The organism is Fictibacillus sp. NPDC058756 (assembly GCF_042746035.1).
GTDB lineage: Bacteria > Bacillota > Bacilli > Bacillales > Fictibacillaceae > Fictibacillus.
In genome coordinates, this window is record NZ_JBHYPU010000001.1 from 2756523 (window position 1) to 2775118 (window position 18596).

The following is an 18596-nucleotide window of genomic DNA, read 5'->3' on the forward strand; positions in this document are numbered from 1 at the left end:
TCCCTTTTTATTTTAAACCATGTATTTACATCTATACATTTCCAATTTACAAAAAGGCTACCTGCTTAAACAGATAGCCATAGCCATGTTATTTAATTATTAACGTCCGCCAAGAGCTTGTGCTACAAGACGCTTCGTGATCTCACCACCTACAGATCCGTTTGCACGAGATGTAGAGTCTGGTCCAAGGTTTACACCGAACTCAGAAGCGATTTCATACTTCATTTGGTCGATAGCTTGTTGAGCACCTGGTACTACTAATTGGTTGCTGTTGTTGTTTCTAGCCATTGTTTTCACCTCCTTTTAATGATTAAGATTATAATTCCACTTCAAATTTTTCTTATACGCCTTTAAGCAGAGGTAGTATTTGTTAAGGGAAATAAAAAAGAACGATTGAAAACAATCGTTCCTGTGAAACTAATGGCAAACTCTAATTTTTCATTTTTATTTTCTCCTAATATTTAACTAATATTCTTTATCTTTTCTTAGTTCATCCATACTGTGAAATCTTCAAATCCTTTTTTCTTTACTGACTTAGGCGTTAAATCTGGATAACCGATATAGATAAAACCAGCCATATCTCCTTTTGGCGTCAGTCCAAAGAATTCCTTTACTTTATCTTGATAAGTTACTGCACCCGTTCTCCAAATCGCGCCTAATCCTAATGAGTGTGCGGTAAGCAGCATGTTTTGGATCGCACTGCAGACTGCTGCGTATTCTTCTTTCATGATAACGTTTTTCTTATCGCCTGGTTCCACCCCCACAGCGATGATGACTGGTGCTCTTAAAGGATTATTCCTTGCTTTTTCTGCTTTCCGGTCCACTTCATCAGCTTCTAAATCTGCATGATCGGTTCGAACTATTTCTTCTAAAACGGTTCCTAATCTTTTTCGGCTATCTCCGCTTATAACAAAAAAGCGCCAAGGTTCTGTCCTGTAATGGTTTGGTGCATACGTTCCTGCTTCAAGGATTTTTTCAATGCAGTCAGAAGGTACTGGGTTATCTTTTACTCTTCCGATGCTCCTTCGTGTTTTAATAGCATCTAACACATCCATAATCGAATACACTCCTCTCATTATAAGAGTTATTCTGACCTTTCTGTATATAGTAGCCATAAAAATAGGAATTATCACCTTTTTCAACTATTATCATAAAATTAATGTAAGGAATTCTAACATAAATATGATATAATAATTAACAATATTCTGAAAAACATGGATTTGTTAGCTTTCTTTCATTCTTAATATGGAGGTCACTCTATGTCTGTTGATAAAACTTCTTATAAAGACAAAAAAGTCATGTCTATCGGCATCATCAGTGAGCTGACAGGTTTGTCAGAGCGGAAGATTCGATATTACGAAGAAAGAAAGCTTATCTTTCCTGAGCGCACAGGACGCGGGACTCGAAAGTATTCCTTCTCTGACGTGGAAATATTGATGGAGATTGCAAACCAGATAGAAGACGGTGTACAAACCTTTGAGATTAAAAAGGAAATGACGAAAAGACAACAGCGAGAAGAACGGAACAAGATGATCCGTGGACAGATCAACGCCCAGTTTAATATAAGGAATTAAAACAGCTGGCTCCCCTTAAGGTTGCCAGCTGTCTTATCTTGAAAGCCTTTCATATACATCACGCAAGGTTTTAATCCCTTGCTGCTGTATTCTCGTTACATATATACTCCAAAGTTCAGCAGTCATTTTTGCATCTCCTAATGCATGATGCCTGTCATTTACAGAGATACCGCAATGTTCACAGCAATCTTCCAGACGGATCATATTTGAATCTGGTTCTGCAATTTTCAATATAAATGAAGTATCCACGATTCTGTGTCTGAAATGGGTCCTGAAAAGCTTCCAGTTGAAATGCTGCAGAAAACTTTTTTCATGGCTCGCATGGTGCGCCACGAGGACGTCGCCTTTTACAAACTCATAAAAGTCGATAAGTACTTTTGATAATTCTGGAGCTCCTTCAAAATCTTCTTCCTTTAGTCCTGTCAGCTGTTTGATCTCAGGGGTCAGTTCAGCATTGCATTGGGCTAATGAATAGAAACACTCTTCATAGCGTACTTTTCCACCTTTTACTTTTACAGCACCAATCGAAAGAATCTCATTTCCTTGATCAGGAAAGAACCCGGTTGTTTCCAGATCGAATACGACGACATTCAGTTCGTTCAGCGGAACCTCAAGACTTTCTTCTACTTTCACTTCTTTTTGCAATTGTCTTAAAAAAGCGATGTGCTGCGCACTAGACTGCCCTTGCATCGACGCATAAACACTCGAATTGATCTTGCCTTGCATCTGTTTCATTAACTGTATGAGCGGATTGATTCTCACCTACTCATCATTCCTTTGATGACTGACTGTGTATAATCCTGCAGTTTCTGTCCATCTTTTAGAATCTGTTTTAGTTCTTTTCTTTCATTTTTGTTTAATTCTTTAACATCTAGATAATGAATATCATCATAACTTTCCGTCATTTTCTTATGATACATAAGCCTGTAATGAAGCAGCTTCCCAAAATCACTTTTATAATCTTGCAGCTCGCGGCCGTATTTCGGAAGCTGGGATAATGCTTCAATCCTTGACAGGGTCGAAGCTGCCTCAATATTTTCTTTTAACGCTAACAATCTGACAGCATTCACATAAGGCAGGAATCCAGATTGTTTGATGTCAATACTACCTGCATGTGAACCGTGTGTTTCCGGCAAAAACTGCTGAAAGAAACCGACTGCCTTTTTTGTATGAATCGTATTTTCTAAAAAACGATCTAACAGATCTGGTTTTTTCTTGATGGCATTGTGAATTTGTTTTTTCAAATATAGGATGTATTCACTCTCTCCTTCTATCACCCTTGCATCATAAAAGATCAGCAGATAACGAATGCTGTCAAAGCTTTCTTCTTTCAGCCATTTTTTCAGCTGTTCGGTCCAGCTCGCTTTTGATCTGCACCAGACTGGATTCGAACTCATCACGTTGCCATCACAATAAGGATAACTCGCTTCATGCAATCCAAAAGCTAATTCTTTTCCGAAGGTGTTAAAGTAAGCGCTGTTCTCTTCGCCATCTTCTTCATAGACGATACCGTGGTCCTGATCGCTTATGATCGCCTGCTCAAACCTGCCCGCACTGCCCATGACAAACCAGGCAAACCGGCATGGCGGAGGCCCCGCTTTTTCTTTCACTTTTTTTAGAGCTGTTTCAAACACCTTTTTCATTATAGAATCGTGAAATACATTTAATTCATCCGAGGATTCTTGTTTTTCGATCTGGCTGTCCCGCCATTGTTTTATTTCGATATATGACATTAAAAACACATCCAATTGTGTAAAAGCATTGAGGCACTCCCCAATGCTTATCACACAGATTTAATTTGCAATTTTATTCTTTTCTTCGTTTTTAATAAAAGCTTCCGGATAACCGTAGTTGCCATGCTCGCTTACGTCCAGCCCTATAATCTCTTCTTCCTCGCTTACTCGCAATCCTTTCATTACTTTTTTCATGATATATAAAATTGCGAAAGAGACAGCAAACGCGTAGATCGCGGATACCGAAACACCCATCGCCTGAACTCCAAGCTGAAAGAATCCTCCTCCATAAAATAATCCTGGCTGCCCGACCGCTGCGAGTTCAGGTGTAGCGAATAGACCCGTTGACAACGTGCCCCAAACACCCGCTGCACCGTGAACAGATAATGCATAAATCGGATCATCTACTTTTAATCGGTCGAAGAATTTCACACTGTAGAATACTAAGATTCCAGCTACAAACCCGATCACAACCGCTGCCCACGTTTCAACGAAAGCACAAGATGCGGTGATAGCCACAAGCCCTGCAAGTGCACCGTTTAGTATCGTTGGAATATCTGATTTCCCAAGAACCATCCATGAAATGATAAGTGCAGCTACTGCCCCAGCCCCAGCAGCAATATTTGTGTTAAGTGCCACGAATCCAAAAAAGCCATCATCTACAACAAACGTGCTGCCGCCGTTGAAACCAAACCAGCCTACCCATAATACGATGACTCCAAGCGCGGTATAAACTTGGTTGTGGCCAAAGATATTGTTTGCTGTTCCGTTTTTATTGAACTTGCCAATACGCGGTTTTAGTAAGATCGTTGCCGCGAACGCAGCCATCGCACCTGTTAAGTGAACAACTGTCGAACCTGCAAAGTCTTGCTTCCCATGTTCAGCCAACCAACCGCCACCCCAGATCCAATGTGCAACCACTGGATAAACAAGAACAGAAAAGAGTATTGCGAATACGAGATATGCGGATAACTTTGCACGCTCTGCAAAACCACCGAACGCAATGGTTAACGAGATGCCAGCAAAAGCTAGCTGAAAAAGGAAAAATGCTGCTGTCGAATAAGGCATGTCACCTGTTTGTTCACCTGAATAAAAAAAGTCTGACAAGCCGATAAAGAAATTTGAGTTTCCTCCAAAGATAAATCCGTAGCCAACAGCCCAGAACACGATGGATGCCAGCCCGAACGTAAAGACTGTTTTTCCGGCAATGTGACCGGCGTTTTTCATTCTAGTCGAACCTGCTTCAAGTAAAATGAATCCACCTTGCATCAAAATAACGAGCAGTGCACCTAGCACCAGCCACACACTATTTAACGAAAATATGATTTCTTCCATTTTAGAACGCCCCCTGTATGTGATATTTCTTTCATTCTATACAGTTCTGGCGTAGATTCTACTGTCATGTCAGAAAATCTAACATGGTTTTTTAAATGCTTGGAGTCAGCCATGTTTTCTTTACTTTTCTATTACAAATACTTGAAGAATAAAGGGACAACGAACTAGAAAGGAGAATTTATTATTATTCTGAAATACGAAGGGGGTTCAATTTTGAATAAAGATCATTTTGAACTGTTTCTAGTTGAAGCTGCCATTGAAAATAGATTGCATCGTGTGGTGTATACTGTTCCTTCAGTACCTGAGGCGTATGAGAAGTTTATGGGAGAAATTAAGAACAACCAGGATGTGCAGAAGATTAAATCACTTTCTGTGAAAAAAGGGACGATCCCGATCGACATTTTCAAATAATATTATTACGAAGTGAAAGGGAACTTCCTTATTGGGGAGTTCTCTTTTTAGTTCTTATGTATAAGCAGTGTTGTTTTTGAATGAGGTTAATTTCCGCTGCAGAGCTCGCTTTCCGCGGGGCGTGCGGTAAGCCTCCTGCCGCTCTGCGCCATTAGGAGTCTCACCTGTCACACTCGTCCCGCAGGAGTCTCGCCCTTCCGCTCCAATTAACTTTTCAATGAAGTCCCTGGAATAAAAAAGGCTAAGATGGCAAAAAGAATCACCCAAACTGCGAATGTACTGCCTGCTGCTTTACTTACTTTCTCTAGAAAACTCATGGTTCTCACTCTCCTTTTAAGAGGGTATAAACTAGTTATCAGAAATTTCAATATATATTCAGTAAAAAGTTGAAATTGTTTTTTTACTTGGCTCAATGTAAAACTGTTCGGTTGGGTGTTTTTTTGTTCGGTCACGCTGATTTTCTGATCAACAATCACATTCAACTTCATCCAGCCAGTTATAGCGCGGCTTTTTCGCTATATGCTCTTTTCTCTTCTGCACCCCAAACATGCCATACAAAAAAGCTAGCTCAAAAGTTTTTCTTTTGAGCCAGCTGATATTGTTATAATTCTTGTATAAGTTTTCTCTTTCTTTCCATAAAACCTTGCAAATCCTGATCGACTTGCATATATTCATCGGTACCTGTTTTACAGAAGCTGATCTTCCCAAGCAGTTCTGTTATTTTATTTTCGACCAATACAAGCTCATCAGCCAAATTTCGATCTGGCACACCACTTTTCTCTGTCTTCTTTTCCTCATATTCTACCAACCCCATTTCATAGCGATTAATACGCTTATTCTCGATAACTAGCAGTTTATCGCAAAGCTTTTCAACGAAAAATCTGTCATGAGAGACGATGATGAGGGTGCCGTTAAATTCACTCAGTGTATCTTCAAGCTGCTCCCGGCTTGGCAGGTCCAGATGATTCGTTGGCTCATCAAGAATAAGAACGTCATAGTCTTGAAGAATCATCTGCACGAGCTTCACCCGTGTACGTTCCCCTAAACTAAAATGAGAGATCGGCTTTGATAGTTTAGCGTTATCGATCCCCATGTTCGCAAAAATGGTTTCTGCTTTTCTAACTCGTTCCCGTTCCTCCAGCACTAAATATTGATAGACGTTCTTCTCTTCAGGAAGATCACTGACGTCCTGCGACAAATAGGCGGTTTTCATCGATTCACTCTTCCAGATCGAGCCCTTCGTTAGCGTCTCTTCTCCAAGCAGCATCTTAATAAAAGTCGTCTTACCCGCTCCGTTCGAACCGAGCAGGCCAATTCTCTCACCGTTTTTGATGTAAAAGTGACTCTTCTCAAATAGGATGTTGTCTCCAAACTGTTTCGACAGCCCGCGCGCTTCAATCAGCCTTTTCCCTATTTTACCGGCAGCATCAAAATGAAAGAAAACGTCCGTCTCTTCTTTTGGCTTTTCAACACCTTTTTTGGACAACTCCAGGTTCAACCGGTTCAGCTTGGACTTCACCTGTTTATCTTTTTTCTTCGCCTTTGCACGTTCAAACTGCTTGAGACCCATCTGCCTGTTTTCAGATAGTGAGCCGCCTTTACCCGCTTGTTTGTGTGCTTTTTCCGCAAAGTTCTTGATCGTGTTGACTTGTTGTTCAATCATCGCCACTTTTCTTTGCTGCTTTTCATAATCACGTTTCTGCTGTTCATACCGGCGATTTTTCTCTGCACGGTATGCGGAATAGTTTCCTTCGTATACGGTCAGCTTGCTGTATTCGATCTCAAAAATTTTATCAACTGTCTGATCCAAAAAACGGCGGTCATGCGAAATGATGAGGGCTGCTCCAGCATATCGGCCCACTTCTTCTGTCAGCCACGTGATCCCCTGAAGATCTAAATGATTGGTAGGTTCGTCTAAGATCAAGAACTCTGGGTGGTTTGCCCAAATCTTGGCGATCGATAACTTCAACCTCTCTCCACCGCTTAGATGCTGAAATTCTTCTCGTTCGATGACCTCTTTATGAAGACCCAGTCTTTTGCTCGTCTGAAACAGTTCTTTTGCGGAATTCGTTATTTCGTTTTCTACATTCAGCGTATAATCTGTTGATTGCGGCAGATAGCCCATCTTCAAGTTTGAAGGCCAAGTTGTGATCGATCCCCTATCATGCTCCACTCTTTCCATCAGCATATTCACAAGCGTCGTCTTACCGCTTCCGTTCCAGCCGACAAGCCCGATTTTCTCACCTTGTCTGATTTCAAAACTAATATCTTTTAAAATTTCTCGTTCACCAAATTTTTTCTGCAGATTCTTTACTTGTAATACGATAGACATGCAGCTTCACCTCGTTATCTGTTTTTGAAGGAGGCTAAACAAAAAAACCTCCCTAGAGACCCAGAGAGGTTTTGATCGCAAATTTGCATTGACACGTATCCAAATAAACACAAAAACAAAAGTTTTTTGTGTGAAATCATATTCGGAATGATGGTACTTGTGTACGCAAAATGGGCAGACTGATCCTATTCTCCAGGTCTCACTTATTATGAGTTAGCCTAAGAAAATAAGATTTTTCCACATCAGCGCAGTACCGTTCCTTTCCCATATGACTTCTTACAGTTTATAGTATATTTTGGCAAAAGCAGATTGTCAAATTAGATTTGAAATAAAGGTATTTACATCTAAATGTCTAATAGGAATAATATTCAAATTTTGTCGAGAGGTGAAAGAATCGTGAACACAGAAGTAAGTTTGTTCGGTTATATGCTGCAGATGCGAAGTCATCTCCTAGCGAATAAAATAACTGAGATTCATCAGCTAAGGAATCATTCACCCGAACCAGACAGGAAAGAAATGATCGAATGGCGCAGCAAGCTCTTCCAGCACCTTGGTTATGCTTTAAGTGAAGACTATGAAAAAGCACAAGCAGAAATTCAGTATTGGGCAGACTTACAGGAGCAAAAGGTTCCGCATGAATACTCGCTAACCTATTATTTAAATTCTGTTTTTTATTCCCGTAAACTTATCTTATGCGTATTGGAAAATGAAATTAAAGATAACACAGTATCATCCGCAGCTCTTCTCGAAATCTTAAAGGTTGTTGATCCGTTATTGGATCATGCAACAAGTTCGTTAACAAATAACTACACAAAAAATACTTATAGCACCGAAACAGATGAAGACTTAATCATTACATTAGAAGAATTGAAGGATTTTAAATTCGCATTAAATGAGGCAACCATTTTCGCGGTAACTGACCAGAACAACACGATTTCCTATGTGAACGACCATTTTTGCAAAATCTCAAAATACTCTCGGGACGAATTAATAGGAAAAGATCATGGGGAAATCTTTAAGTCTGGCTATCATACCGAAGAATATCTTAATAACATTTTGCACTCCATCCAACAGGGTAAAGTATGGAAAGGCGAAATCTGCAACAAAGCGAAAGACGGGACTCTGTATTGGGTGGATACGACCATTATTCCTTTTTTGAATTACGATGGTAAGACGTATAAGCACATCTCGATCCAATATGACATTACAGAACAAAAGAAAACGGAAGAAATGCTGCTCAAATCAGAAAAGCTTTCATTAGTAGGTGAACTGGCAGCCGGACTGGCCCATGAGATCCGAAATCCGCTCACAACGATAAAAGGGTTAGTTCAAGTCTTACAGGAAACGACCGAGGATAAAAAAGTTTTATACTCAGATATCATTCTCACAGAAATAGACCGTATCAACTATATCGTCAGCGAGTTTATGGTACTTGCTAAACCTCATGCCATTTATTTTAATGAATGCAATCTAACCGACATCCTTAAAAAAGTCATCTACTTGCTTGAAGCTGAAGCAAATTTAAAAAATGTCGTCATCTTAAACGACTTTGCTGAAGAAGATGTGATTTTATACGGAGAAAAGAACCAGCTTACTCAGGTTTTTGTTAACTTGTTAAAAAATGCGATGGAAGCCTTGCCTAACGGCGGTATTATTCGCGTTTCCACATCTGTAGTCAATGACAAAGTAAGAATATCAATCGAGGATAACGGCGTGGGCATGACCGAAGAACAAGTGAAGAAAATCGGTGAGCCGTTTTATACGACAAAAGCAACCGGTACAGGCTTAGGACTGATGGTCAGCTACAAAATCATTCAGAATCATAAAGGAAGCATCTCCGTTAAAAGTGAACTGAACAAAGGGACAACCTTTGACATCACCCTTCCGTTAATTGAAAACAACGCTATGAATACATACAGTTCTTCAAATAAAAAATGAAGAAGATGTCCCCAACTGGCTAGGGACATCTTTTTTCTTGAGGTCTTAAGGATTATGTTCGAAGCAATCTTCACTAAGTTCGCCCCCATTTACTTTTTTCAGTCATATATTGGAGTGATTACATAAAAAAAAGGAAAATTTTGGACTGGTGTCGAAATTTTAGATTAGGGGGATGAACTATGAAAAAAATAGGCTATAAGCTAAAACCATTTATTATTCCATTATTATTTTTTCTTCTCGTTTTTTCTGTTTTAACCGGGCAGAACTTAGAAAAAGAATTAGAGCTTCCTGCTGAAGGCTGGAGCCGTTCATTGCCCTTAGAAGCAGGACACGTTGGAGAGGTAAAGCCGGTTTTTTATGAAGAGAATGGTCAGCAGCATGTGTATGTTCCGAAAGAAAATGAAGTGCTGTCTTTTACTGTTAACAGTGACCTCGAAGTAAAGAATAAAAAGACCACACCTGTTACGATTCCTAGCCCCCAAAATTTCTGGGTAAAAGATAATGAATTTGTTTATGTGAAAAATAAACAACTCATACATTTTGATGGTAAGAAAGAAAACATTCTTGATCAGGATGTTTTCGGTATGGATGCCAATCAAAAGAAAATCGTATATTTTAAAGAACATGAAATTCTAAGTGTGGAACCGGGGACATGGAAAATAAAATCGATTGATAAAGTAAAAGAACGTTTAGAAGATGTAGTAGTAAACGAAAAATCTCAGTCTTTTTTAGCTTCAGGAATAATAGTAGGTGATACGAAAAAAGCAAAAGCCTTTCTTTATCAATTCAATAACTCAGAGTATAAAAAACATACCATTTTAGATGCTGATGAACAGGTAACTCAAAATCATTTTGGATTTTATTTTATAGAAAATGGCCTGGATATAACCATTTACTATAGTCTGTTTCAAAATGCATCTGGCGGCAAATCGTATTATATTTTTAAGGGAACCAATCAATTGGGTTCTGGTGCCGACTGGACATTTAAGAAAATGACATTTCAAGAGAAGAATGGGATGAAACTGGAGAATCCGAAATACTTGCAATACGGTGTAGATCAGAATAATCAAGCGAAGGTTCTTTTTACTACAAGAGCCATGAAGTCTCATGAAAAAGAGGCAGTGAATGTTTACGAGGCTTATGAAGAAGGCGACGTTTGGCTGACAGAAAGAAGAAACACCACAAATAATGGATCCCTTCATGCACATTGGGTAGGTGATGAGTCCATCATCTGGATGAATATGATCTCGCAACAAGAATTTACTTTTAGCGGAGCATCTTCAAAATCGGACATCATTGATAAAAGTTTGGTAAAAACAAAGGAAGATTATAAGCAGGCGATTTCAACAACGATTCTATCTTTATTTCAAGGATTAGTACTTGCCATGAGTGCATTGTTTTGGATCACACCAGCAGTACTTTTTGCACTGCTTGTCTATTTGGTTAAGATTTCGCTGATGGAGGCCGAAGATAAGCGAGTTATGTTTACGATCCTTGCCCTTTATCTTGGCGTACAGCTTATTTTTATTCAAAAATTATTTAACGAGCATTATTATTACTTTGCACCAGACTTTCTTGCGTTCTCAGGCAGTTCGTTTATCATTCCATTGCTTCTGGCCGTATTAAGCGGAGTCGCGGTAATGTTCGGTAAAAAGAAAGACTGGAGTATGATCGCTTCAATTTCTTACTTTGTAGTAATAAACATCACATTTTTGTCCCTAACTGTTGGTCCATATATGTTCTAGTAATGGAGGTTTATTATGAAGATTTTTAATTTTAGTAAAGAGGTCGGCAAACACATAACAAAATTCGATTCTGACTTTGTTATGTCTCGTATTATACTAACGGATAAGTCCGCAAATATTGGGTGCATGCATCTTGATAAAGATGGCATCATCGGCTATCATCAGGCGGTTGTTCCTCAGCTGTTTCTTGTTGTTAACGGCGAAGGTTTTGTACTGGGCGAGGACGATGCTATCTATCCTATCAAAGCCGGGCAAGCTGCATTTTGGGTAAAAGATGAATTTCATGAAACGACTACAAAAACCGGATTGACTGCTATTGTGATTGAAAGTGAAGAGTTAGAACCTGCTTCGTTTATGACAGAGAAAAAATTAACGGATTTTTCATCATGAAACCAGCAGTTTTAACTTATGTAACCAAGCCTCTCTCAGTTAAACTTGATGAAATTCCGGTAGAATTACCTGAACCTTTTCAAGATAAAGTGGAAAATTTTTGGAGTGAAATTAATAAAGACAATAGATTTACTCGTGGTGAAGTCTTTCATGTTAATACAGTGGAAGAAAGCCAATATTTTTTGAACGTTATCTTAAAAAGATCAGATTACGCATACTATCTCTATTCTGTTCGAAACAAACAAATCGAAATGGAAAGATGCAGAGTAATTTATAGTGCAGGATTAGTTGAAACAGCAGATTCTTTCTTTGTCTTTGGAGAAATGGGAAAAAACACAGCTTATCCTGGAAGATTACAATGTGTTGGCGGCGGATTAAGCGTTCATGATCTTCAGGATTCTGTTTTCAACTTAGAAAAAAGTTTGTTGAGAGAATTACACGAAGAATTAGGAATAATCGATAATAATGACGTTAAGGAATGTGGTGTGAAATATTTGAAAACTGGTGGCGATTTTGATTTCATAACTATCACATACAGCTGAACTTAACGCTAGAACAACTTGATGAACAATATAAAGTCTTTTGTAAAGCTTTAATAGCAAAAGGTGAAAGTCCTGAGTTTCAACGTATAGTGTGGTTAAAGAACAATAATAAAAGTATTGATGAATTCATTCGCAACGAAAAGAGAGATAGCGTTGATTATTTGTTTCCTTTTTTAAAAGAAATGAATAAAACTTTGCAGTAGGAAAGGCGTATACAACATACGCCTTTTTCTTATTTGTATCCTTTTATATCTGCTGGTTTTCCCGTTTCCACTACTTCCTCCAAATAACGAAAACAATTTGGCTGTGAACCATCCAAATCATAAAAGTTGTATTTTTTTGCAAGTTCTCCGCTAGAAAAGGATTGACCATTCAATTCATGACGATCTTCATCCCCTGCTATTGCTGCCACAGCTCTTCCGACAAACCTCGGTGTTTCCGAGATTGCAAAGTGCGGGTCTTTTTTCACCCCATCTCGCCAATTTTCCTCAGTTACACCAAATACCTCAAGCATGATTTCTGACCGCATCCACCCTGGCGATACCGAAACCGCCGTACATTTATATGATGAAAGTTCATGAGACAAAGCTTTTGCCATCCGGTTGACAGAAGTTTTCGCAAGATCATAAAACATAGATACCCTGTAATTTAAATCGTTGTATTCTTTTGTCCCGTCAGTCATCTCAACCACCAGTCCGCCTTCATTTTTAATTAATAGCGGAAGTGCGTAATGGCTGGTGATAAGATGCGTATCAACAGCGAGATGAAGCATTCGCAACCCTTTTTCAAGTGAATGTTTCCAAACGGGTGTATCCCACTCGATCAAATTTTCTCCACCCCAAATATCATTAACAAGGATGTCTAGCCTGCCTTGTTCTCTTTCAATTTTCTCAATCAACGCTTTAACCTGCTCTGGTACTAGATGGTCTGTCTGCACAGGAATTCCAACACCGCCTAATTCGTTCACGAGGTCGGCTGTTTCTTCGATCGTCTCTGGTCTTCCGTATTCAGAAATTTCTTTGCGTGTTGTTCTTCCCGTAATATAAACGGTTGCTCCCGCAGCTCCTAGTTCCATCGCAATCCCTCGTCCAGCCCCTCTTGTTCCGCCAGCTACAAGTGCTATTTTTCCTTCTAGTGGTTTCAATTTGCATCCGCTCCTTTTTTGAATTATCTTTAGTATAACCTTTAAAGTTGACACCTTATGTCATATTAAAAAAAGGGAGAAATCGTATGCGAGCAGACCGATTGATCAGTATCTTATTACTGCTGCAAAATCATGAAAAGATGACAACAAAAGCATTAGCCAAAGAACTAGAAGTAACAGAACGTACGATCCATCGTGACATGGAGGCGTTGAGTTCTGCTGGGATTCCCGTATTAGCTGAGCGCGGTAAACATGGCGGGTGGCGGCTGGTTGAGCAATACCGAACAAAACTGACAGGATTAAAAGATAACGAGCTTAAAACTTTGTTTCTTTCCCCTTCTTTTCAGCTGCTTAGTGACCTTGGATTCACAAAGGACTGGAAGGAAGCTCGGCAGAAGCTGTTGGCATCCCTTCCGAACTCTCTTCAATCACAAGCAGATGATATGTGGAACCGTGTTCATATCGATACAGATACTTGGAGACAGTCCAGCCAAGAACTTTCCGCACTAAGCACCTTGCAGCAGGCAATCTGGAAAGAACGAAAAATAAAGATGAAGTACGAAAAAGCCAACCTAGAAACATCAGAGAGAATCGTTGAACCATTGGGACTAGTGGCAAAAGGACGAACGTGGTATTTGATCGCAGCCTCAAACGGTGAACTCAGAAACTTTAGAGTATCTCGAATAAAATCTGCAGAAATGACTGCCGAGGTATTTAAAAGACCTCAAGATTTTAAACTTGCTGAGTATTGGAATGAGTCAAAACAAACCTTTGTTCAAAATTTGCCTGTCTTTGAAGTGGATGTCGAAGTGTCTCCTGCTATTTTTCCACGGTTAACTTTCACCGGACGTTTTGCTCAAGTTTTACATACCGGAGCACCGAACAAAGATGGCTGGATACCTGTTAAGCTTTCTTTTGATACGAAGCAAGAAGCAGAAGCCTATGTGTTAGGGTTTGGGGATCAAATCAGATTAAGCATCCTGTTTCATTGATTGATGATGTAACTAAAATGGCGGAGTCTGTGCTTTACCTATACAAATAAAACAAGAAAAATAAGGAAAATAATCCTTTTTTTGATTATAATGAAGTTACGATTTGGCATATATATTTTATTTTATCTTATTAAAAAAAGGGGGATGTACATATGCAAAAATATAGAAGAAGAAACACTCCAGCCTTTACGGTATTGGCGTATTTTACATTTTTTGCAGGAGTTTCGATGTTCTGTATCGGTCTCTACAACGCAGATAATCTGCAGCTGAATGAAAAAGGGTATTACATTGCGGTTATGATCTTAGTCGCAGTAGGCGCAATCCTTACACAGAAAGTTACACGTGATAATGCAGAAGACGATGAGATCATCGCCGAGCAAGAACGCAGAATGAGTAAAGCTGAATAACGAAAACAAGGGAAGGCATCAGCATTGCCTTCCCTTTACATATTCGTCTTTTAAAATACTCATCCTTAACCTGTCCACATACATGCCTTTTCTTAATCGATCTTGTCTTAAAATCCCTTCTTCTACATACCCTGCTCTTTTATAAGATTTTATGGCCTTTTCATTATCCACTTCTACTCTTAGCCAAATCTTGTTCAAACCAAGTTCTTGAAATCCGAATGATAGCATTTCATTCATTGAAGCAATGCCGTAACCCTTACCCCAATAGTTCTTATCACCAATCGCGATGCCTAATTCTGCATGTTTATTTAAAGTGTCAATGTTCTTCAAATCAACCCAGCCGATATGTTTTCCATCTTCAGCAAGTATTGCTTTTTGTTCATAACCATTTGTCTTGTTGATGCACTGTTGAATCCAGCTCTTTGTCTCATCCAGGCTAAATGGTGGTGTTCTATCAGGCATGTTGAGGTGTCGAGTAACCTCTTGATCCATGCACCATTGATAACGATCATATGCGTCTTCTATTATTAATTCTCGCAAGATTATTTTTGGTATTCGTTTTTTCATTGGAATCCCCTAAATTTATACGCAGTTTAATTGGTTTGCTCTTTTTTCTGCTTCAATTAATAGTTGTGTCCGTATACTTGAGGGACCTTCCATCTTTCTAACCATTTGTTTCATTGTTTCAAAATTACTTATTACATAGCCTGTTTTTTCTAGTGTAAATGTATTTGAAACAAATTGGTCAACTCTACTCAAGTACCGAACTGTATAAGTGTTGGTAGAATCCCAATACCAGCAAGCAAATGGTATTTTTTCTTCATGAAGCGTTATTCCCGATTCTTCCATTACTTCACGTGCCAGAGCTTCTTCTAAACTCTCATTTTCTTCCACTCTGCCACCAATTGTAGTGAGGATCTGTTCATCTTCGTCCCAAGCCATCATAATATTACCTTCTGTAATGGGAATGGTATGGACACCGGCAATCTTTTTACCTGTTGGAAGTTCATTTATAAAAGTCAGCATATGTTTGTTTCTCCCTTTTTTATTTTCTCCGTTCCTTTTTCTTTTGGAAGGATTGAATACCTTTTACAAAACCTAATTTCTCAAAGAACGGTTCTTTCCCTGGCTGTGCACCCAAGAAAAGTGATGTTGGGCTGGCTTCCCAAGCAAGTTCCATCAGTCGTTTCCCAATCCCCATTTTTTGAAATTCAGGAAGTACGAGAATCTCTGAAATCGTTCCAAAAAAATAACCATCTGTTAGAATTCGAACGCAGCCAACTAATCTATCGTTCTGCCAAGCTGTTATGTTCATTGTTTTCTGTAAGGCAATGTGTGTAAGTGTTTCATTGTAATCACCTTGCCAAACTCCGTTTACTAATAATAAAAACACTTCGGCAGTTAACAAATTATCATTAATGACATACTTAATATCACCTTTTAGTACTTGATCTACACCCAAACTCTTCTGCAAAACGATTTCATCACGAATTGGAATTCCGTTCTCAGCTGTAAAAGGAATTTCGGGTTTACTCTTTCTTGCTTGCTCAACTGCATTTACCAGTACTTCTACAATTTGATAACCTCTCTTCTGATAAAAACTTAAAGCATGTAAATTATCATTTGTAGTGATGACTTTTATTTGTGAAGTACTTCTTTTCTGTGCGATTTGTTCCACTTTATCAATAAGTGAAGACCCTATCCCGTGTTTCTCTACTAAACTATCTAGGGAGATAATCTCACATATTTCTGCTTGAAATATATATGTAATAAGACCTATGATTTGCTCTGATTCATTTAAAACTGCAAAACCATCTAATTCATTACATTGAAACGTTCCGCTTGAAATAACCATTTCTAGACTTCCCCAATGCTTGATAAAAAAGCAATCAGTTTTTTCTTTGTCCAGTACTGAGATTGGTACGATGTTCATTGAAATGACTCCTTAATCTTTTGTATTCAAAAATTCTAAAGTTAATTTTACAAACTTCTCTTTTTCCTCCATTTCAGGAAAGTGGGCACTATTATAAAACAACTCCAAGCTGCTGTAGTTAAGCTCTTTATCTATTATTTTTGAAACACTTAATCCTGTATTTCTATCATGTACTCCAGTAATTATTAAAGTCTCGTTTTCTATCTTCTTTAGTCGATGTAATAGAGGTACATGAGGTGGACTTTTATACAATGCTTTCATCATTTGTCCTGTGTTCTGTAGACCGCTTTTATTCCAAAGCAATCTATTTTGTTCAGCCACACTTTGATCTTCAAACAAAAATCTATCAACAGTCTTTGTATCTACGATTGACCACACTTCATTATATTTCTCTTCTATCGATTTCTTTTGTTTTAGGATTGTTTCAATTCTCTCTAGAAGAATTCCTTCAGCAACAGACATGAATCCCTGTATCTGAATAAGCTGCTGTATATTTGAATACATTAAACTTGGACCAGAAAGCACCAGCTTATTAATGTCATTCGGAAAGGCATAAGCTATTTCAAGTGCTAACTCTCCACCGAATGAGTATCCCAACAGGTCTGCTTTTTCTATTCCTAATGAATCTTTTAAAACCTTAAAATCAGACACAAGCAAATCAATCGAGTAGTCATCAGCAGATTCTGGCTTGTCACTTCGCCCTGATCCTCTTTGTTCGTAATACACAACTGTTCTTTCTTTAGAAATCATGCGTCCAACAGTTCGTTCAAAATTATAATGATTACCGCCTGGCCCGCCATGGATAAGAATTAAAGGCATTGATTTGTTCTCATAACCTTCAATCTTTATCCAATGATTGATCCCGTTAATACTTAATTTATATTCACGATTATTAAATTTCACAGAGCACCTCTTAATAGGACCGTACTGGCGAGATCAGATGCAAGTAGGTTGATTCCTCTCTTGCAGATTCAATAACGATTGGTTTCATCGAGCCACTGAATTTCATCTTGATTTCTCCGTCATTAATTGTCTTCAAGGCATCCAGTAAGAAATGACCGTCAACTGATATCTTTAAGTCAGACTCTCCTTCAATCGCCTTTATTTCTTGAAGTTCCTCAATACTGCCCATCTCGGATGAGCCAGATGAGATAGACAGCTTATGCTCATTTATACTTAGCACTACATTATTGTTCTTCCACTCTCCGGCAAACAAGCACGCACGGTCGATTCCTTTAATCAGTGTCTCTTTGCATAACACGAGTGTTGTTTTTACTTCACTTGGTATGAGAGCAGAGGTAGGTGGATAATGCCCTGCAATTAATCTTGAATACAGGGAAATCTCATCTGTTTTAAAATGGATATAGCCTTCCGCTGACTGTATCTCTACCATGCCAGAATAATGGTTTATGAGTTTTGCTAGTTCATCTATGCTCGATTTCGGAACAACAAAGCTTCCTTCACCTGAGCTTTGAATGTCACTTCTCTTGAATGCCAAGCGTTGTGAGTCTGTGGCTACTGAAGTGAAAGAGTTCTCTGCAAAAGTGAGGTTCACTCCTGACAGGACAGGTCTTGTTTCATTTTTTGCTGCTGCAAACACCGTTGTTTTCACGGCTTCTTTCAATTCTTGTGCTGGTATATGTATCGAGTCACCAACGACTACAGGAAGTGAAGGATATTCTTCCGCATCTATCCCATTAAGTTTGGTACTGATTGTTCCTGCTTGTATATGTATTTGGTTATTATCACTTTTAATATGAATTTGATCAGGCATCTTTTTAACCAGTTCAGTTAGATATTTTGCAGAGACAACCATGCTACCCGTCCTGTGTATCTTAACTTTCTCATCAGTTACCAAAATGGTTCGTTCAATGATAATATCTGAGTTGCTGCCGATCAAAGTGATTCCATCTTCTTCTGCAACAATCTTTATGCCAGATAAAATAGGTAATAATGTCCTTGATGAAACTGCTTTACTAACATCAGAAAGAGCTTTGCTGAAAAGACCTTGTGCAATTATAAATTCCATATGTTACTTCCTTCCAATTAGTGTGTCTGTTTTTATAATTCGACAAAAAATAGCAAAGTCTTTTTTAAAAAGAAAAAAGACAGCCAATTGC

The 18596-nt window shown here is 38.7% G+C and carries 20 protein-coding genes and 1 pseudogene; 8 read left to right on the top strand and 13 right to left on the bottom strand.

The features are described 5' to 3' along the window. Positions 1–99: 99 nt before the first annotated feature. Positions 100–288, bottom strand: a complete 189-nt coding sequence (locus ACFW35_RS14160) for an alpha/beta-type small acid-soluble spore protein (protein WP_066287355.1) — start codon at positions 286–288, stop codon at positions 100–102. Positions 289–485: 197 nt separating this feature from the next. Next, complete coding sequence (locus tag ACFW35_RS14165) at positions 486–1055, bottom strand: nitroreductase family protein (RefSeq protein ID WP_379846594.1); 570 nt, start codon at positions 1053–1055, stop codon at positions 486–488. Between the two features lie 204 nt (positions 1056–1259). Between ACFW35_RS14165 and ACFW35_RS14170 the strand changes: the two genes are divergently transcribed. Then, positions 1260–1574, top strand: a complete 315-nt coding sequence (locus ACFW35_RS14170; protein WP_066287352.1) for a MerR family transcriptional regulator — start codon at positions 1260–1262, stop codon at positions 1572–1574. A 33-nt stretch (positions 1575–1607) separates the two neighbouring features. Here ACFW35_RS14170 and ACFW35_RS14175 read toward each other — a convergent pair whose 3' ends face one another. The 3 genes from ACFW35_RS14175 to ACFW35_RS14185 are packed head-to-tail and all read right to left on the bottom strand — an operon-like array spanning position 1608 to position 4642. Then, a complete protein-coding gene (locus ACFW35_RS14175; protein WP_379846595.1) occupies positions 1608–2336 on the bottom strand; it encodes an exonuclease domain-containing protein in 729 nt (242 codons plus the stop codon). After that, a complete protein-coding gene (locus tag ACFW35_RS14180) occupies positions 2333–3307 on the bottom strand; it encodes a DUF294 nucleotidyltransferase-like domain-containing protein (protein WP_379846597.1) in 975 nt (324 codons plus the stop codon). The genes ACFW35_RS14175 and ACFW35_RS14180 overlap by 4 nt, the downstream gene beginning before the upstream one ends. A gap of 60 nt (positions 3308–3367) precedes the next feature. Continuing rightward, positions 3368–4642, bottom strand: coding sequence for an ammonium transporter (locus tag ACFW35_RS14185; protein ID WP_379846598.1), 1275 nt, complete (start codon positions 4640–4642; stop codon positions 3368–3370). A gap of 213 nt (positions 4643–4855) precedes the next feature. Here ACFW35_RS14185 and ACFW35_RS14190 point away from each other — a divergent pair, with 213 nt between their 5' ends. After that, positions 4856–5053: a hypothetical protein gene (locus ACFW35_RS14190; protein ID WP_077362752.1), complete on the top strand. Its 198-nt coding sequence runs from the start codon at positions 4856–4858 to the stop codon at positions 5051–5053. Between the two features lie 601 nt (positions 5054–5654). On the opposite strand, the gene abc-f is transcribed toward ACFW35_RS14190, so the two are convergent. Continuing rightward, positions 5655–7385 carry a ribosomal protection-like ABC-F family protein gene (gene abc-f / locus ACFW35_RS14195; protein ID WP_379846600.1) on the bottom strand — a complete coding sequence of 577 codons (1731 nt, stop codon included), beginning with the start codon at positions 7383–7385 and terminating at the stop codon, positions 5655–5657. 396 nt (positions 7386–7781) lie between these two features. Here abc-f and ACFW35_RS14200 point away from each other — a divergent pair, with 396 nt between their 5' ends. From ACFW35_RS14200 to ACFW35_RS14215, 4 genes are all read left to right on the top strand, one after another. Next, positions 7782–9323, top strand: coding sequence for an ATP-binding protein (locus ACFW35_RS14200; RefSeq protein ID WP_379846601.1), 1542 nt, complete (start codon positions 7782–7784; stop codon positions 9321–9323). A 179-nt stretch (positions 9324–9502) separates the two neighbouring features. Continuing rightward, on the top strand, positions 9503–11068 hold the full coding sequence (locus tag ACFW35_RS14205; protein WP_379846603.1) for a hypothetical protein: 1566 nt from the start codon (positions 9503–9505) through the stop codon (positions 11066–11068). Positions 11069–11083: 15 nt separating this feature from the next. Then, positions 11084–11458: a cupin gene (locus ACFW35_RS14210; protein ID WP_379846604.1), complete on the top strand. Its 375-nt coding sequence runs from the start codon at positions 11084–11086 to the stop codon at positions 11456–11458. After that, on the top strand, positions 11455–12000 hold the full coding sequence (locus ACFW35_RS14215; RefSeq protein ID WP_379846605.1) for a hypothetical protein: 546 nt from the start codon (positions 11455–11457) through the stop codon (positions 11998–12000). Before ACFW35_RS14210 ends, ACFW35_RS14215 begins: the two co-directional genes overlap by 4 nt. A gap of 232 nt (positions 12001–12232) precedes the next feature. On the opposite strand, the gene ACFW35_RS14220 is transcribed toward ACFW35_RS14215, so the two are convergent. After that, the gene (locus tag ACFW35_RS14220) at positions 12233–13144 is read right to left on the bottom strand and encodes an SDR family oxidoreductase (protein WP_379846607.1); all 912 of its coding nucleotides are present in this window, start codon (positions 13142–13144) and stop codon (positions 12233–12235) included. Between the two features lie 86 nt (positions 13145–13230). Between ACFW35_RS14220 and ACFW35_RS14225 the strand changes: the two genes are divergently transcribed. Both ACFW35_RS14225 and ACFW35_RS14230 read left to right on the top strand, forming a co-directional pair. After that, entirely contained in the window at positions 13231–14136 is a 906-nt protein-coding gene (locus ACFW35_RS14225; RefSeq protein WP_379846608.1) for a helix-turn-helix transcriptional regulator, read from the top strand. A 152-nt stretch (positions 14137–14288) separates the two neighbouring features. Next, positions 14289–14543 carry a YiaA/YiaB family inner membrane protein gene (locus ACFW35_RS14230; RefSeq protein ID WP_226536750.1) on the top strand — a complete coding sequence of 85 codons (255 nt, stop codon included), beginning with the start codon at positions 14289–14291 and terminating at the stop codon, positions 14541–14543. Between the two features lie 18 nt (positions 14544–14561). Here ACFW35_RS14230 and ACFW35_RS14235 read toward each other — a convergent pair whose 3' ends face one another. The 6 genes and pseudogenes from ACFW35_RS14235 to dnaN all read right to left on the bottom strand — a co-directional run bounded on the left by ACFW35_RS14235 (position 14562) and on the right by dnaN (position 18505). Continuing rightward, entirely contained in the window at positions 14562–15110 is a 549-nt protein-coding gene (locus ACFW35_RS14235) for a GNAT family N-acetyltransferase (protein ID WP_379846610.1), read from the bottom strand. A gap of 15 nt (positions 15111–15125) precedes the next feature. Beyond that, positions 15126–15569: an NUDIX hydrolase gene (locus ACFW35_RS14240; protein WP_379846611.1), complete on the bottom strand. Its 444-nt coding sequence runs from the start codon at positions 15567–15569 to the stop codon at positions 15126–15128. A 19-nt stretch (positions 15570–15588) separates the two neighbouring features. Continuing rightward, positions 15589–15936, bottom strand: coding sequence for a GNAT family N-acetyltransferase (locus tag ACFW35_RS14245; protein WP_379847515.1), 348 nt, complete (start codon positions 15934–15936; stop codon positions 15589–15591). A 66-nt stretch (positions 15937–16002) separates the two neighbouring features. Continuing rightward, a pseudogene (locus ACFW35_RS14250) lies at positions 16003–16476 on the bottom strand (GNAT family N-acetyltransferase); the annotation flags it as partial. Between the two features lie 12 nt (positions 16477–16488). Then, on the bottom strand, positions 16489–17379 hold the full coding sequence (locus ACFW35_RS14255; RefSeq protein ID WP_379846613.1) for an alpha/beta fold hydrolase: 891 nt from the start codon (positions 17377–17379) through the stop codon (positions 16489–16491). A 10-nt stretch (positions 17380–17389) separates the two neighbouring features. Beyond that, a complete protein-coding gene (dnaN, locus tag ACFW35_RS14260; RefSeq protein ID WP_379846614.1) occupies positions 17390–18505 on the bottom strand; it encodes a DNA polymerase III subunit beta in 1116 nt (371 codons plus the stop codon). Positions 18506–18596 lie beyond the last annotated feature (91 nt).

Bases quoted from the DNA above. Each gene is read 5' to 3' on its own strand.
- ACFW35_RS14160 (WP_066287355.1), bottom strand. From the start codon at position 288: ATGGCTAGAAACAACAACAGCAACCAATTAGTAGTACCAGGTGCTCAA.
- ACFW35_RS14165 (WP_379846594.1), bottom strand. From the start codon at position 1,055: ATGGATGTGTTAGATGCTATTAAAACACGAAGGAGCATCGGAAGAGTA.
- ACFW35_RS14170 (WP_066287352.1), top strand. From the start codon at position 1,260: ATGTCTGTTGATAAAACTTCTTATAAAGACAAAAAAGTCATGTCTATC.
- ACFW35_RS14180 (WP_379846597.1), bottom strand. From the start codon at position 3,307: ATGTCATATATCGAAATAAAACAATGGCGGGACAGCCAGATCGAAAAA.
- ACFW35_RS14185 (WP_379846598.1), bottom strand. From the start codon at position 4,642: ATGGAAGAAATCATATTTTCGTTAAATAGTGTGTGGCTGGTGCTAGGT.
- abc-f (WP_379846600.1), bottom strand. From the start codon at position 7,385: ATGTCTATCGTATTACAAGTAAAGAATCTGCAGAAAAAATTTGGTGAA.
- ACFW35_RS14205 (WP_379846603.1), top strand. From the start codon at position 9,503: ATGAAAAAAATAGGCTATAAGCTAAAACCATTTATTATTCCATTATTA.
- ACFW35_RS14210 (WP_379846604.1), top strand. From the start codon at position 11,084: ATGAAGATTTTTAATTTTAGTAAAGAGGTCGGCAAACACATAACAAAA.
- ACFW35_RS14215 (WP_379846605.1), top strand. From the start codon at position 11,455: ATGAAACCAGCAGTTTTAACTTATGTAACCAAGCCTCTCTCAGTTAAA.
- ACFW35_RS14225 (WP_379846608.1), top strand. From the start codon at position 13,231: ATGCGAGCAGACCGATTGATCAGTATCTTATTACTGCTGCAAAATCAT.
- ACFW35_RS14230 (WP_226536750.1), top strand. From the start codon at position 14,289: ATGCAAAAATATAGAAGAAGAAACACTCCAGCCTTTACGGTATTGGCG.
- ACFW35_RS14235 (WP_379846610.1), bottom strand. From the start codon at position 15,110: ATGAAAAAACGAATACCAAAAATAATCTTGCGAGAATTAATAATAGAA.
- ACFW35_RS14240 (WP_379846611.1), bottom strand. From the start codon at position 15,569: ATGCTGACTTTTATAAATGAACTTCCAACAGGTAAAAAGATTGCCGGT.
- dnaN (WP_379846614.1), bottom strand. From the start codon at position 18,505: ATGGAATTTATAATTGCACAAGGTCTTTTCAGCAAAGCTCTTTCTGAT.